Source organism: Acinetobacter sp. F9 (assembly GCF_019195275.1).
Lineage (GTDB): Bacteria > Pseudomonadota > Gammaproteobacteria > Pseudomonadales > Moraxellaceae > Acinetobacter > Acinetobacter pseudolwoffii.
This window is the reverse complement of record NZ_CP078068.1, coordinates 2,761,306-2,775,669: the sequence shown is the minus strand read 5'-3', so window position 1 is coordinate 2,775,669 and position 14,364 is coordinate 2,761,306. Positions and strand designations below refer to the sequence as shown.

The window sequence follows — 14,364 nt, the reverse complement described above, 5'->3', positions numbered from 1 at the left end:
GAAATGCCATTCACTGCGTAGATGGCATTTTTTTATGCTGGTTTTAAGCAGACGGTATTTAGAATATCCCTATGAGGCTAGAAAGAAATAGCATAAAAATGAAATAAATCATGATTTTTAGAGTTTTTTTGGTTATATTTTACTCTTCAAGGTGACATAACAATAAATATAAGGGGCGTGCTTATGACAGCACTAGAGGCAGTCTTGCCAGTACCTGTATTAATCGTTGAAGATGAGTATGTCATTCAACGACGTTTAAAAATTATATTAACCAATTTGGGCTATAGCGAAGATGTTCTGCTCTTTGCCAATAATCTTAAAGAAGCATATTTCATTTTAAAACAACAGCCGATTTCACTGGCATTGGTCGATTTGGGGCTGCCAGATGGGAGTGGGATTTCGATTATTGAAAAAATTCGCGAAAATGACGCACAAACTCTGATTTTGGTGGTTTCGGCCTGGAGTACGCAAAACAGTTTATTTACCGCAATTCAGGCGGGTGCCACCGGTTATGTATTAAAAGAACGCGATGATGTGGAGGTCACTTTGGCGATCCGCAGTATTTTACGGGGTGGCGCGCCAATTGATCCTTTTATTGCGCGGGAAATTCTCAAGCAGATTTCTATACCTGCTTCATCACCACCAGTCGAACGCAACCATTCGGATGCCGAGCAGGAAGTGCTGACCCATCGGGAAAAAGAAATTCTGTCACTGGTCGCACAAGGCCTGAGTAATCGAGAGATTGCCGAGCAACTTTGTGTGTCACGTTATACCGTCGAAAGTCATATCAAACATATTTACCGGAAACTGTCCGTCAGTCGGCGTACCAAGGCAGTCAGTACCGCACGGCATTTAGGAATTCTGTGATGCATCCAGCTCGTTCTGGAAGCAGGCAGCGACAGAGATTGCAATGGATCGGTATTTTGCTCTTTTGCTGCTGGCTGTGTCTGTTAAGTGGTATGAGTCAGGCGCAAGACCATTTTCAGGTCAATGATCTCTGTGACGTGAAGATTGACTACATTCAAAAGGTTCAGGTGCAGAATCCTAGCCAGATGCCTGCATCCGGCTGGCAAAGTGTCAGTTTGCCGGATAACTGGCAGCGTAACTGGAAAGATTATCATGGTGGGGCCTGGTATAAAATTGTTTGGAACTGGTCATGCCAAGACAAGATTCGTCTTGCAGAACCGATTGCCTTTTCCATTGATTATATTAATTCGGCCGGCGCCGTGTTCCTGAATGGTGATTTACTCTGGTCAGATCAACACCTGCAAGAGCCATTGTCAAAAAGTTGGAATATGCCGCGTTACTGGATTTTGCCCATCAGTGGCTTAAACAAGGGCAGTAATGAAATTCTGGTTTATGTACAGGGTTACAGTTTTCAGAACGCCGGACTGGGTAAAATTGAATTTAATAATGTGCTGGTCAATAGCCAGAAGCATTTAGGCGAAATCTGGGATCGTCGCACGCTGTTTCAGATGAATATGATTTTCTCTGCAATGATTGGGATCATCTGCTTCATTGTCTGGCAATTTCGACGTTCAGAAACCACCTTTGGCTGGCTGGCACTCAGTTCATTCCTATGGATTCTGTTTATTTCCAATGTGCTGACCACAGAAAGCTTTCCATTTCGCTCCAGCATCGCGGCCAGCAAAGCCAATATGCTTTGTTTTATTGCCTATATCCACTGTTTTAGTCTGTATTTGATCCGCTTTTTAAAACAGAGATTTAAGTATGTGGAGCGGGGATTTATCCTGATCACGCTTTTATTTGCTCTGCTGATTGTGATGAGTTCCTTGGATTATCTGGGGCAGATACTGGGTACAGCATTTATTTTCTATGTAGGATTATTTATAAGCTGTATTATTTATGTGAGCTATTACGCAATTAAAACCCGCAATGGGGAATATCTTTTCCTGATGCTGTGTCTCTGGGGGATTTTGTTATGTGTAATCGTAGATCTGATCATTTTAAGTCAAACGGCAATTAGTGATTTTTCACCTTTATCACCCTATACCTCACCAATTATTACCCTGTTTGTGGTGCTGATTATGGCCACGCGGTTGAATCGTAATGTCAGGAAAATCGAAAAATTTAATAGCCAGTTAGAACGTAAAGTCCAGCAGGTCAGCGCTGATCTGAATAAAAGCCTGAACGATAAACATCAACTGGAGCTGGATAATGTCCGCTTACAGGAGCGGATTAACTTATCGCATGAACTGCATGATGGGCTAGGAGGCTCGATTGTGCGCTCTATGATTCTGGTCGATCAGAGTACTGACAGCATTCCCAACCGACAGTTTCTTTCTATGCTGAAATTGCTTAGAGATGATCTCAGACAAATCATTGATAGTGGTTCGTCTATCGAAAATAAAGTACCGGAAACCCCGCTACTTTGGATTGCCCCGGTACGTTATCGTTTTACCCAGTTGCTGGAAGAGATAAATATTGAGGTTGAATGGTTATTTCCAAAAGTCTGGCAGCGTGAACCGACCGCATTGCAATGTTTGACCCTGATTCGGGTGGTCGAAGAAAGTCTGACCAATATCATTAAGCACAGTCAGGCCAGTCAGGCGAAAGTCAGTCTGGAATATTTTCTGCCACATCAACTCACCTTAAGTATTCAGGATAATGGCGTTGGGTTTGATGCTGAAATAGTGCAAAAAAATGGTCTGAGTATTGGGATGCGCAGCATGAAAATGCGGGTCGAACGTATGGGAGGCGTGTTTCAGATTGAGTCTGAGAAAGGGCATACAGTGATTCAGGTCGTATTAGAACTCTATCAACCCTAATCTTTGCAAATAAAAAGAGGATTATTTAATCCTCTTTTTATTTGGCTTTAGCTTAGAATTAGTCTTGTTCTGCTGGCGGAACCAGCATCAGTACCGCATCATTTAATAATGCCGCGACATCTTCCAGAATATCTTCATTAGCGAAGTTTTCATCGAGCAATATGGTTTCACCGTCTGCAAGCTGCTTGAGTTTTGTGGTAAATGCCTCAGAGATCTCAATCCCTTCACCATTGGCCCAGAACAGAACATCGCCGTCTGCTTCAGTGTAGAGCAGGCGTGAAGCCGGTTCGAGCATCAGGCTATAACCCTGATCCAGTGCTTCTTCCAGATCACCTGTACCGATTTCTTCTGCTTCTGGAAGGTTCTCTGGATATTTGGGTTCTGACATTAAAGTCATAATGGCATCTTCTAAAACATTCGAATTATGCAGTTGCTGCATGATCTGTTCTTTTAGATATTCCAGCTCATTGCCGCTGACTTCACCAATGGCTCCGACCTGGTCACGAATAATATCAACCAGTGGATTGCGTAAACTTTCATTCTCAGAAAATTTATCACCAACACGGTCCATCATATCGCTCACATTTGGCATACGGAAGCCAAAGGAAAAGGTTAGACAATCATCTTCTGCAACGCCGTAATGCGCCAAACCAGGTGGCACATACAGCAAGTCGCCAGGTGCCAGAACTTCGTCAAAATTCACCTCAATTTCAGGCAATAATTTCAGTGGCTGACCCGGAACCAATGCAGTTTCGGCATCACACACTTGTCCGAGCTGCCAGCGACGATGCCCGTAGCCTTGTACCAGAAAGACATCGTAAAAATCAAAGTGCTTTCCTACAGAGCCGCCTTGAGGTGCATAAGACACCATGATGTCATCGCGGCGCCATTGCGGAATAAACGGGAACTTTTTCCACATTTCCGACAGGTCAAATGAATAATGATCTACCGCCTGAACCAAAAGTGTCCATAGCTTGGGCATTTTCTGAAAATCAGCTTTAAGTAAAGGCGAAGATTTCACGCTCCACTGATTCGGATCACGGTCTTTTTGCTTGATTAAACGCGCAGTGACGTGTTCTTCAAGCGCAAGTTCCATCACGTCGTCAGGTTCAAGCAGATTGGCAATTTCAGGCATCGCATTACGCACCAGTAACGGTTTTTTTTGCCAGTATTCACTCAAAAATTGTTCAGCGGTGATTCCGCCTAAAACGTCTAAAGGTTGAGACATAGATTACAGCCTGAATTAAGGGGAGATTAAGGAACTAAAATTTTCAATTCACGAAGAATGTGACACAGCTTGATCATCGGCATGCCCATCAAAGTGGTCTGGTCTTGCCCGATCATTTCTTCAAACAGGCTGATGCCGAGGCTTTCACATTTGAAACTGCCGGCACAATGCAGTGGCTGTTCAATCGTGACATAGCGTTCAATTTCGGCTTTGGACAGTTTACGGAACTTGACTTTATAGTGCTCGACCAGCGTTCGTTCATAACCAGTAGCCTGCTGTTGCACACTGAGTGCAGTACTGAAATAGACAATCTTGTCCGAATTGGCCTGTAACTGGCGAATGGCTTTTTCAGGGGTTAAAGGTTTGCCAATAAAAATATCTGGTGCGCCTTCACGCCATGCCACCTGATCCGAACCAATCACAATCGCTTCAGGATTTTTCTCAGCAATATATTTGGCTTTCTCAAAAGCCAGACGCTTGGCCAAATCATCTGCGTGATTTTCACCGCGAGGAGATTCATCGATATCCGGTACTAGAGAAATATAATCAATATGCAGGCGATCCATCAACTCTTTACGGGTTTGGCTGGAGGATGCCAAAATAATCTGTACAGCATTCATTAGACAGCATATTCCTCAAGAATATTTAAAGGTACATAAGACAGCACCGCTTTATGGCAGGCTTGCAGCTTGATCGGGGGCGCTTGACCTGCTTCATAGGCTTCGACCCAGCGTGTCACGCAGAGGCACCAGAAATCACCGGGTTGCAGGCCAGGGAAGTCCAGCTCTGGCAAAGGTGTGATCAGGTCATTGCCCACTTTTTGCGAGAAATTGAGAAATTCCGACGTCATCTGCGCGCATACCGTATGCTGCCCCAGATCAGTGGTCGCAGTATGGCAAAAGCCATTGCGGAAATAACCGGTAATAGGATCGAAGCAGCAGCTTGATAAAGGCTCACCTAACACGTTCAAACGGTTAAGATTTGGATCAGGATGTATCGACATAGGCACTGAATCTAAAAGAAGCTTTTTTCTATCATAACAAAACTTTGGCATTCAGAATGTTTTCTGCAAAAGATGCTAACCTTTTTCTGCATAATCATTTAAAATCGGCTGGTTTTAATATCTATAAAGTGAGCTCTACATGAACTTTCAGCGTATGACTGACCTCGATTTAGCAGGTAAACGTGTTCTGATCCGTGAAGATTTAAACGTTCCTGTTAAAAATGGTGTGATCACCAGCGATGCGCGTCTTCGTGCAGCATTGCCAACCATTCAAGCAGCAGTTGAAAAAGGCGCTGCAGTGATGGTGTATTCTCACCTTGGTCGTCCGGTTGAAGGTGAGCCTAAAGCTGAACAATCGCTTGCACCTGTAGCGGCTTACTTGACTGAAGCTTTGGGTCAAGACGTAAAATTATTTACCGACTACCTAGATGGCGTTGAGGTTCAGCCGGGTCAAGTTGTGTTACTTGAGAACTGCCGTTTTAACGTTGGTGAGAAGAAAAACAATCCTGAACTTGCTGCAAAATATGCAGCGCTGTGTGATGTATTCGTGATGGATGCATTCGGTACAGCGCACCGTGCAGAAGCATCGACTGAAGGCGTAGCGCGTCTTGCTAAAGTTGCAGCAGCAGGTCCTTTATTGGCAGCTGAACTTGATGCACTAGGCCGTGCACTTAAGACACCTGAAAAGCCAATGGTGGCAATTGTTGCGGGTTCTAAAGTATCGACTAAACTTGATGTATTGACTTCACTGTCTGACATCTGCGATCAATTGATCGTGGGTGGTGGTATTGCCAATACTTTCCTTGCTGCGGCAGGCTATAACGTTGGTAAGTCACTGTGTGAAAAAGATCTGATCGATACTGCAAAAGCCATTGCTGCAAAAGTATCAGTGCCACTTCCAACTGACGTTGTGGTTGCCGATGCTTCTGAAATCAACTTTGAAGATTTCCTGGGTTCATTGGCTGCTGCGAAAGCAACTGTGAAAAATGTTGCCGATGTTGCTGATAACGACATGATTCTGGATGTAGGTCCGGAAACTGCGAAAGCATTTGCAGAAATCCTGAAAACCTCTAAAACCATTCTCTGGAATGGCCCGGTGGGTGTGTTTGAAGTCGATCAATTCGGCGAAGGTACCAAAACTTTATCTTTAGCGATTGCTGAATCTGCCGGTTTCTCGATCGCGGGTGGTGGTGACACATTAGCTGCAATCGACAAGTACGAAGTAGCAGATAAAATTGGCTATATTTCTACGGGTGGTGGTGCATTCCTCGAATTCGTTGAAGGTAAAACCCTTCCTGCAGTTGCCGTACTCTTAGAACGTGCTTGATTGCATGTCCTAAGCTAAAAAGCTGGCCAAGTGCCAGCTTTTTTATGTCATTTTTTTGACAATGAAAACTTACCCTTCATGGCTTCGTCATGAAAATGCAATAAATCTGTCATAAGATGCAGTCATTAAATCACCAAATGATGAGATCACGTGATGAAAAAACAGTTAACTTTGGCGGCTTTATTCGCTGCATCATTGGCACTGACTGCATGTGCGAAACAGGAAAATGCACCGGTCGCTGAAACAGAAAGCTCGGCAGCAGTAGCCAATGAGACTATAACGCCAGAGCAGCAAGCAGCCATTGATGCTATTGACCAGCCAGTTTTAGATGAAAAAAATACCGATATTCCAGCTGAAATTGCCAATGCGCCAGCAGATGAAGCCACTGCAGACCAGTCAGTTGCAGCGACTTCTGAGCCTGTAGCACCTTAATCCAGTGCATGTGAGACAAAATCTCTGCAAAAGCAGGGATTTTTTTTAAATAGTGTTATTTGTTGCTGAATTGAAACCTTTGAACATGTAGAATATGTGGCATTCACTGGGAGGATATTATGGCTCTTATTTCATTGCGCCAGCTCTTGGATCACGCCGGCGAACATGCTTACGGCGTACCAGCATTTAACGTAAACAACTTAGAACAAATGCGTGCAATTATGCTTGCAGCAGATGCAACCAATTCACCTGTTATCGTACAAGCATCTGCGGGTGCGCGTAAATATGCAGGCGCTCCGTTCTTGCGTCACCTGATTTTGGCTGCAATTGAAGAATGGCCACATATTCCAGTGGTAATGCACCAAGACCACGGAACCAGCCCTGACATTTGCCAACGTTCAATCCAGCTCGGCTTTTCATCAGTGATGATGGACGGCTCACTTGGTGAAGATGGCAAAACCCCAACTTCATACGAATACAACGTTGATGTGACTCGTCGTACGGTTCAGATGGCACATGCATGTGGCGTTTCTGTAGAAGGTGAGATCGGTTGTTTAGGTAGCCTTGAAACAGGTATGGCGGGTGAAGAAGATGGCGTGGGCGCAGAAGGCGTACTGGATCACTCTCAACTCCTGACTTCAGTTGAAGAAGCACGTAGTTTCGTTGCAGATACCAATGTGGATGCGCTGGCGATTGCTGTAGGTACTTCACACGGTGCGTACAAATTTACGCGTCCACCTACAGGCGATATTCTGGCGATTGACCGCATTAAAGAAATTCATGCGGCACTTCCAAATACGCATTTGGTTATGCACGGTTCAAGCTCTGTGCCACAAGAGTGGTTGGCAGTAATTAACCAGTATGGCGGCGACATCAAGGAAACTTATGGTGTTCCGGTTGAGCAGCTGGTTGAAGCGATCAAACATGGCGTGCGTAAAATCAACATCGATACTGACTTGCGTTTAGCATCTACAGGTGCAATGCGTCGTATGATGTCAGAAAAACCAAGCGAATTCGATCCTCGTAAATTCTTCAGCGCAACGGTTGATGCCATGAAGCAAATCTGTATCGATCGTTATGAAGCATTTGGTACTGCGGGCAATGCAGACAAGATTCGCCCAATTTCTTTAGAGAAAATGGTATCGTACTATAATAAATAATTCCCAGTGAATCATTTATAGAAAAAGCCCACAGCGAATGTGGGCTTTTTTGTAGACTGATAAAGATCAAGAATAAGAGCAGCATATGGAACTGATTTTCGCAGCAGCGCTGTGTAGCGTTGTGGTCTCAATATTATTAAAAGTCGCCAAAAACAGAGGGCTGAGTCCGATCCACATGATTAGCTGGAATTATGCCACCGCCAGCTTGTTGTGCTTTTTCTGGTTTAAGCCGGATATCCAGCATATTTCACCAAGCCAGACACCATGGTTCCTCATTCTGGCATTAGGTATTTTGCTTCCGAGCGTATTTCTGTTTCTGGCCAAAGCCTTGGAAAGCGCTGGAATTTTAAAAACAGAAATCGCCCAGCGGCTTTCTGTAGTCTTGTCACTGGCGGCGGCTTATTTTATTTTTCAGGAACAGTTTAATCAGCTGAAAATACTCGGGATCGCTTTAGGTATTGGCGCAGTAGTGTGTATTTTATTTTCACATCGACAAAGTATAGGACAGGGCAGTCAGGGCATGTTGTATCTGGGGCTGGTCTGGGTGGGTTATGCACTGATTGATGTATTATTAAAATATACAACCAGTTTAGGTTTGCAGTTCGCCGTTGCACTCAATCTGATGTTTATTTGCGCTCTGATCATGTCGATGGGCTATCTACTACTTAAATATAAAAGCTTGGGGTCGATACAGAATATCGGCGCTGGTCTGTTATTGGGTGTGCTGAATTTTGCCAATATTGCGTTTTATGTCAAAGCCCATATGCTGCTCAAGGATTCGCCGGCAATTGTCTTTGCTGGCATGAATATTCTGGTGGTGGTTTTGGGGGTAATTGCAGGTCTGGTGTTCTTTAAAGAGCGACTCAAACCTGCAAGTGCCGCGGGTTTACTGCTAGGTCTCACTAGTGTGATTTGCCTAGCTTATGCAATGTCTGTTTGACATAAGACGATGCAAATTCAATCGGATGTCGCAGCAGGTCGCCTGCCTCGGCCACTCCAAGCAGTAAACCCGCCTGTTGGCAGTCAGGACAGTGCGGATAACGATGCTGTTGATCTTTATAGTGTTGGAGATAAATTTTATCGCAATGATGGCATGCAAATTTCAGGGATTTGGAGGTAAGGAGCGACATAGATGACCTCTATTGTTATTCTATTGGATGACAATTAAATAAAGCAAAAAATAGGCCCGAACTGATATGGAAAGGGGCACTTGGCCCCTTTTATAGCATAAAATCCTTACAGTTTGGTGAAAATGTCTTCAGCAGGTAGACGTGATTTCGGCAGTTTGGCATTGAAGTCATTTTCACTGCGATAACCCAAAGTCAGCAAGACAGAGGGAATTAAACCCTGTTCTGCGAGTTGTAATTCTTCACTAATTATCTCTTCATCAAAGCCGCCAATTGGTGTGGCATCGACACCTTCAATTCCGGCAGCCAACAGCATCTGACCGAGCGCAATAAAGGTCTGATTTTCAGCCCAGCGCTGAATGTCACCTTTTTCATTACGATAATAATGAATATAGCCTGCACGGGTATTTTTCTGGCCTTCTTTGGCCGATTCATCTTTAAAACGCCCGCTGAGATCATCGCGATTCAGTAAGTTTTCCAGATGCAGCTCATTAATATCGGCTTTGGTGCAAAATAAAATAGTATGCGAAGAATCCAGAACTTTGGGTGCATTGTAGGCATAAGTACCGATCAAAGCTTTGGTAATGCGCTGTTTGGCGGCATCATGATCGGCAATAAAAAAATGCCAAGGCTGAATATTGATTGAGGAAGGTGCAAAACGCAAAACTTCTAATAAACGTTCAAACTGGGCTGCCGGGATTTTCTTGCTAGGATCATAGGCTTTGGTGGCATAGCGGGTCTGTGTGATCTTGAGTAAATCCATCAATGGACTCCAATTTTTTTAAATAAAATGAGGGTAGATGCTCTGGATCTATAAAATTTTCAGATCTGGAGATTATTACAATAAAAAAGCATCAGGCAAAGTCTGTTGTTTAATGATCTTGATATAAATTCAAGCAAAACTTAGTGTTGAATCAGATGAAAACCCGGTTTTTGTCTATTGGCATTTTTTAGCAAGAAGCGTGGAAGAGTAAGTATCGCCGGCAATGTGCAAATGGGGCAGTGAATGCGGTTTACAATTATTTTAAAGATAAACTGAAGACCTGGCAGCAAATCGCGTGGTGGATTGGACTGTAAAATGCCGGAAATGAATCTGAGTTAATAGGCTGTAGAGATTTTTATTTTCTATCAGGAATAATCTGGTTGTTTAAATCCAAGTGAATGTTAATGAACCGCTACAAAGAGGAACAATTTGTACGAAAAACAGCTTAGAGAATAGCGCTGATAAAGTGTGCAAAATAATTATTTAAAAGAATAGGGTTAATCTTTATTTGTAATGACAATGTATGTTTGCTTTCTATTAAATAAGCATGTATACTTATAGATACTTCGAGCGGGTATAGTTCCCGCTTTTATTATTTCTAGCTAATTGTGATTCACTTTTGGTTCAAGCTTGAGCTTGAATAACATCTAGTAACTACAGAATTATTATACAAATTTGGTTTTCTTAATCTCTTTGTACAGTCACAAAAAGCTCATTTTATGAGTAAATATTTTGAATATATTAAATGAATGGCATACCGCTACAGCCGTAAATGGTGGCGAAATTAATGTTAAACTGGTTCCTTTAAAGCGTAAGCAAAATACTCAGGATGGTTTTATCTGGGTAGAAGTTGGAAAAATGATCCAGCTACAAACAGGTGAAGAAATTCTGTTTAACCTTGATGGTAAAAGTTTCTATACCGGTGTGAATAAGCTTTATCGTCTGTGCTAAGCAAACACATATCTTAAAAAAAGTGGCCGATTAATATCGCCACTTTTTTAGTTTTAGGGTCTCGAAATCTTGGTTTTCCTGAATTTCCAGTATCTCGGCACTGTCTTCCTTCCAGTCACCCAGTACGATTCTTTTTTTCTGACCTAGCGGATGAATGGCTGCGCGATGCGTATGGCCATGGATCAATACGTCAACGTCTTGTAATGCCAGCTCAACGGCCTGATCATTAACATCCATGACTTCATAGCTTTTAAACTGCTGCGCCTGATGACTTTGCTGACGAAAGCCATTGGCTAATTTTTTACGGAAAGACAGCGGTGTACGCTTTAATAAGCCTAGCAGAAGTGGATGCCGGATAATCTTTTTAAAGCGCTGATAAGCGATGTCATCGGTACACAGTGCATCACCATGTTCCAGGCGAAAACGTGTTCTTGCAATGTTCAGTTGGTCTATCTCAGGAAGCAGCTTTCCGCCAAATTGAGCTAAAAACTTGCTGCCGAGAACAAAATCCCGGTTGCCTGCCTGAAAATATAACTGATTGCCAGCCTGAATAAACTGTTTTAAGGCAGTGATAATTTCGTCCAGCCATGGGGCTGTATAGTCATCACCGATCCAGGCATTGAACCAGTCACCCAAAATATACAATCGGGTATTTTGATCTTGATATTTGGTCAATAAATCTAAAAACCCCCGAACAAGTCGAGGGTGATCAGGTGACAAATGTAAATCTGAGATAAACAGATAGGTCACGAATCTTTTCCTTTTATTCCTCTCTAGATCCCTCATTTATATGAGGGATTTTCCATTACACCGTTTTAAAGCATCGCTTTAAAACTCATAAAGAACGGAGAGGACGTTTTTTATTCAGAAATGATTTTTGCAGACTCAATAACCACATTTTCTAGTGGAACATCAGCGTGGTAGCCACGGTTGCCAGTACGAACGCCTTTAATTTCGTTGACAATGTCCATGCCGTCAGTCACTTTACCAAATACTGCATAACCCCAACCTTGTGCTGTTTTACCAGAATGGTTAAGGAATGCGTTGTTGCCAACGTTAATGAAGAATTGAGCAGATGCAGAATGTGGAGCTTGCGTACGCGCCATGGCAATTGTGCCCAAATCGTTAGTTAAGCCATTGTCTGCTTCATTTTCGATTGCATCACGGGTCGCTTTTTCTTTGAAGTTTTCATCCATACCACCACCCTGGATCATGAAACCATCAATCACACGGTGGAAAATTACGCCGTCATAAAAACCGTCACGCACATATTCTAAAAAGTTAGCCACTGTTTTAGGTGCTTTTTCAGCATTGAGTTCAAGAACAATACGACCTTTATTGGTGTTTAATTCGACTTGAGGAAAACTCATTGTGTAATCTCCTAATCATGGACGAGTGCCATGGTTTTTTCTGAATGAGTGAAGCATAAGCAAACTACAATCGACTAGGCAAGTAAAAACATTATTTTCTTTGTTAAAAGCATAAAAATAGTACCTTATTTATACGTTGATTTATCAAGGCATTTCAGATATTGCCCTATCAGGCACCCTATTTTGAATTGGCGTAAATTAATGATTTTACTGCTTGTACAAGCACTGATATTTTAGTTTCAGGCAACTCGCCGTATTTTCATTTTTTAAAATGGGTGAATTGAAATCAAATACCATAGTTAGCGGTTGAGAGATTATTCACCTCTAGTTAAACTAAGGAACTTTGATAATGAATATGCGTACAACCTGTGCGATTAAATATTCGTTAATCCCTTTTTAACTTTAGAAGTGAATGATTGATCATGAAGCCAAATGATGTTGTGACATCTCTGCCCGAGAACCCGACCCAAAAGAACAATGCAGTCGATTCAGTGCAGCAGCAAGAACAACAACCGGGCTTGGACTTTGTACGTCAGGTCATTACGGATGATTTAGCCGCTGGTCGTACCCAACAGATCGTCACGCGTTTTCCGCCTGAGCCAAATGGCTACTTACATATTGGCCATGTGAAAGCAATTTGCTTGAACTTTGGGATTGCTGAAGAATTCCAGGGGGTGTGTAATCTTCGTTTTGATGATACCAATCCGGATGCTGAAGAACAGGAATATGTTGATGGTATTGCCAATGATGTGAAATGGTTGGGCTTCCAGTGGGAGGGCGAGCCGCGCTATGCATCGAGCTATTTTGATCAACTTTATACATGGGCGGTTCAGCTGATTGAACAGGGTGATGCCTATGTGGATTTACAAAGCCCCGAAGACATCCGTTTAAACCGCGGTAATTTTGTCGAGCCGGGTAAGAACTCGCCACAACGTGATGCAACTGTTGCAGAGAATCTGGAACGTTTTGAGAAGATGCGTAGCGGCGAATATGCTGAAGGTCAGGCTGTTTTACGCGCTAAAATCGATATGACCTCACCGAACGTACATATGCGTGATCCGATCTTGTATCGTATTTTGCATTCAGCGCACCATCAGACGGGCGATACATGGAAAATTTATCCAATGTACGACTATGCGCATCCATTGTCTGATGCGATTGAAGGCATTACCCACTCGCTTTGTACATTAGAGTTCCAGGATCACCGTCCGTTCTATGACTGGGTGGTGGCAAAGGTTAAATCACCATCTGTGCCACGTCAGTACGAATCTAGCCGTTTGAATGTGGATTACACTATCACCTCGAAACGTAAATTACGTAAACTGGTTGAAGGTGCTCATGTGAATGGTTGGGACGATCCACGTATGCCAACTGTAGTCGGTATGCGTCGCCGTGGTTTTACACCTGAAGGTCTGCGTGATTTCTGCCAGCGTGTCGGTGTATCGAAAGTGGATGGTAGTATTGTCGATGTCGCGATGCTGGAATATTGCATCCGCCAGTCTCTGGAAAATACCGCAGCGCGTGGTATGGCCGTGTTAAATCCACTGAAAGTGACCTTAAGCAACTTGCCAGCCGATATGGATCTGACCCATTCACGTCATCCGAACGTGGACATGGGCGAACGCGTGATTCCTTTAACCACTGAGCTGTTTATTGACCGTAAAGACTTTGAGGAAGAACCACCAAAAGGCTTTAAACGTCTGATTCCAGGTGGTGAAGTACGTTTACGTCATGCCTATGTGATCAAATGTGATGAAGTCATTAAAGATGAAAATGGTGAAGTGGTTGAGCTGAAATGTTCGATTGATCCTGAAACTTTGGGTAAGAACCCTGAAGGCCGCAAGGTGAAAGGCGTGGTTCACTGGGTATCTGCGACTAAAGGTGTGCCTGCCGAAGTCCGTATTTATGAACGTCTGTTCACTGAGTCGGATCCTGAAGTGGGTGATGACTTCCTGGCCAACCTGAACCCTGAATCATTAAAGGTGGTTCAAGCCGTGATTGAGCCGGCATTGGCGCAAGCTCAACCGGAAGATCGCTTCCAGTTTGAGCGTGAAGGTTACTTCGTTGCCGATCAATACGATCATAATAGCAAGAAACCAGTATTTAACCGTATTCTTGACTTGAAAGACAGTTTCAAGCCAGGCAAATAATCAGGTTTAAATCAGATATTAAAAGCCCAACTTCGGTTGGGCTTTTTCAATACAGCAGGGAAAA

15 protein-coding genes are annotated in these 14,364 nt (G+C 43.3%); 8 read left to right on the top strand and 7 right to left on the bottom strand.

Annotated elements, in window-relative coordinates:
• Nucleotides 1-183 precede the first annotated feature (183 nt).
• Nucleotides 184-867, top strand: coding sequence for a response regulator (locus KT990_RS13240; RefSeq protein ID WP_005096728.1), 684 nt, complete (start codon nt 184-186; stop codon nt 865-867).
• Nucleotides 867-2,789 carry an ATP-binding protein gene (locus KT990_RS13235; protein WP_218208911.1) on the top strand — a complete coding sequence of 641 codons (1,923 nt, stop codon included), beginning with the start codon at nt 867-869 and terminating at the stop codon, nt 2,787-2,789. Before KT990_RS13240 ends, KT990_RS13235 begins: the two co-directional genes overlap by 1 nt.
• A 58-nt stretch (nt 2,790-2,847) precedes the next feature.
• Here KT990_RS13235 and KT990_RS13230 read toward each other — a convergent pair whose 3' ends face one another.
• The 3 genes from KT990_RS13230 to KT990_RS13220 are packed head-to-tail and all read right to left on the bottom strand — an operon-like array spanning nt 2,848 to nt 5,020.
• Nucleotides 2,848-4,017, bottom strand: coding sequence for a cupin domain-containing protein (locus tag KT990_RS13230; RefSeq protein ID WP_218208910.1), 1,170 nt, complete (start codon nt 4,015-4,017; stop codon nt 2,848-2,850).
• Nucleotides 4,018-4,043: 26 nt separating this feature from the next.
• Entirely contained in the window at nt 4,044-4,637 is a 594-nt protein-coding gene (locus tag KT990_RS13225) for a Maf family protein (protein WP_005171155.1), read from the bottom strand.
• Entirely contained in the window at nt 4,637-5,020 is a 384-nt protein-coding gene (locus tag KT990_RS13220) for a DUF2237 family protein (RefSeq protein ID WP_005096732.1), read from the bottom strand. Before KT990_RS13220 ends, KT990_RS13225 begins: the two co-directional genes overlap by 1 nt.
• Nucleotides 5,021-5,159: 139 nt before the next feature.
• Here KT990_RS13220 and KT990_RS13215 point away from each other — a divergent pair, with 139 nt between their 5' ends.
• The 4 genes from KT990_RS13215 (at nt 5,160) to KT990_RS13200 (ending at nt 8,879) form a co-directional block, all read left to right on the top strand.
• Complete coding sequence (locus KT990_RS13215; RefSeq protein ID WP_074382847.1) at nt 5,160-6,347, top strand: phosphoglycerate kinase; 1,188 nt, start codon at nt 5,160-5,162, stop codon at nt 6,345-6,347.
• Nucleotides 6,348-6,500: 153 nt separating this feature from the next.
• A complete protein-coding gene (locus KT990_RS13210; protein ID WP_100535005.1) occupies nt 6,501-6,779 on the top strand; it encodes a hypothetical protein in 279 nt (92 codons plus the stop codon).
• Nucleotides 6,780-6,898: 119 nt separating this feature from the next.
• A complete protein-coding gene (gene fba / locus KT990_RS13205) occupies nt 6,899-7,939 on the top strand; it encodes a class II fructose-bisphosphate aldolase (protein WP_180077423.1) in 1,041 nt (346 codons plus the stop codon).
• Nucleotides 7,940-8,024: 85 nt separating this feature from the next.
• Nucleotides 8,025-8,879: a DMT family transporter gene (locus tag KT990_RS13200; protein ID WP_218208909.1), complete on the top strand. Its 855-nt coding sequence runs from the start codon at nt 8,025-8,027 to the stop codon at nt 8,877-8,879.
• On the opposite strand, the gene KT990_RS13560 is transcribed toward KT990_RS13200, so the two are convergent.
• Complete coding sequence (locus tag KT990_RS13560; RefSeq protein WP_228730808.1) at nt 8,842-9,069, bottom strand: hypothetical protein; 228 nt, start codon at nt 9,067-9,069, stop codon at nt 8,842-8,844. The two genes, KT990_RS13200 and KT990_RS13560, sit on opposite strands and share 38 nt — an antisense overlap.
• A gap of 106 nt (nt 9,070-9,175) precedes the next feature.
• The gene (nfsB, locus tag KT990_RS13190) at nt 9,176-9,829 is read right to left on the bottom strand and encodes an oxygen-insensitive NAD(P)H nitroreductase (RefSeq protein WP_218208907.1); all 654 of its coding nucleotides are present in this window, start codon (nt 9,827-9,829) and stop codon (nt 9,176-9,178) included.
• Nucleotides 9,830-10,561: 732 nt separating this feature from the next.
• Here nfsB and KT990_RS13185 point away from each other — a divergent pair.
• The gene (locus KT990_RS13185; protein ID WP_005096740.1) at nt 10,562-10,780 is read left to right on the top strand and encodes a hypothetical protein; all 219 of its coding nucleotides are present in this window, start codon (nt 10,562-10,564) and stop codon (nt 10,778-10,780) included.
• Between the two features lie 30 nt (nt 10,781-10,810).
• Here KT990_RS13185 and KT990_RS13180 read toward each other — a convergent pair whose 3' ends face one another.
• Nucleotides 10,811-11,530 (bottom strand): UDP-2,3-diacylglucosamine diphosphatase, encoded by a 720-nt coding sequence (locus tag KT990_RS13180; protein WP_218208906.1) that lies wholly within the window; start codon nt 11,528-11,530, stop codon nt 10,811-10,813.
• A gap of 110 nt (nt 11,531-11,640) precedes the next feature.
• On the bottom strand, nt 11,641-12,150 hold the full coding sequence (locus tag KT990_RS13175) for a peptidylprolyl isomerase (RefSeq protein ID WP_005171140.1): 510 nt from the start codon (nt 12,148-12,150) through the stop codon (nt 11,641-11,643).
• A gap of 422 nt (nt 12,151-12,572) precedes the next feature.
• On the opposite strand from KT990_RS13175, the gene KT990_RS13170 reads away from it, so the two are divergent.
• The gene (locus KT990_RS13170) at nt 12,573-14,300 is read left to right on the top strand and encodes a glutamine--tRNA ligase/YqeY domain fusion protein (protein WP_005171137.1); all 1,728 of its coding nucleotides are present in this window, start codon (nt 12,573-12,575) and stop codon (nt 14,298-14,300) included.
• Nucleotides 14,301-14,364 lie beyond the last annotated feature (64 nt).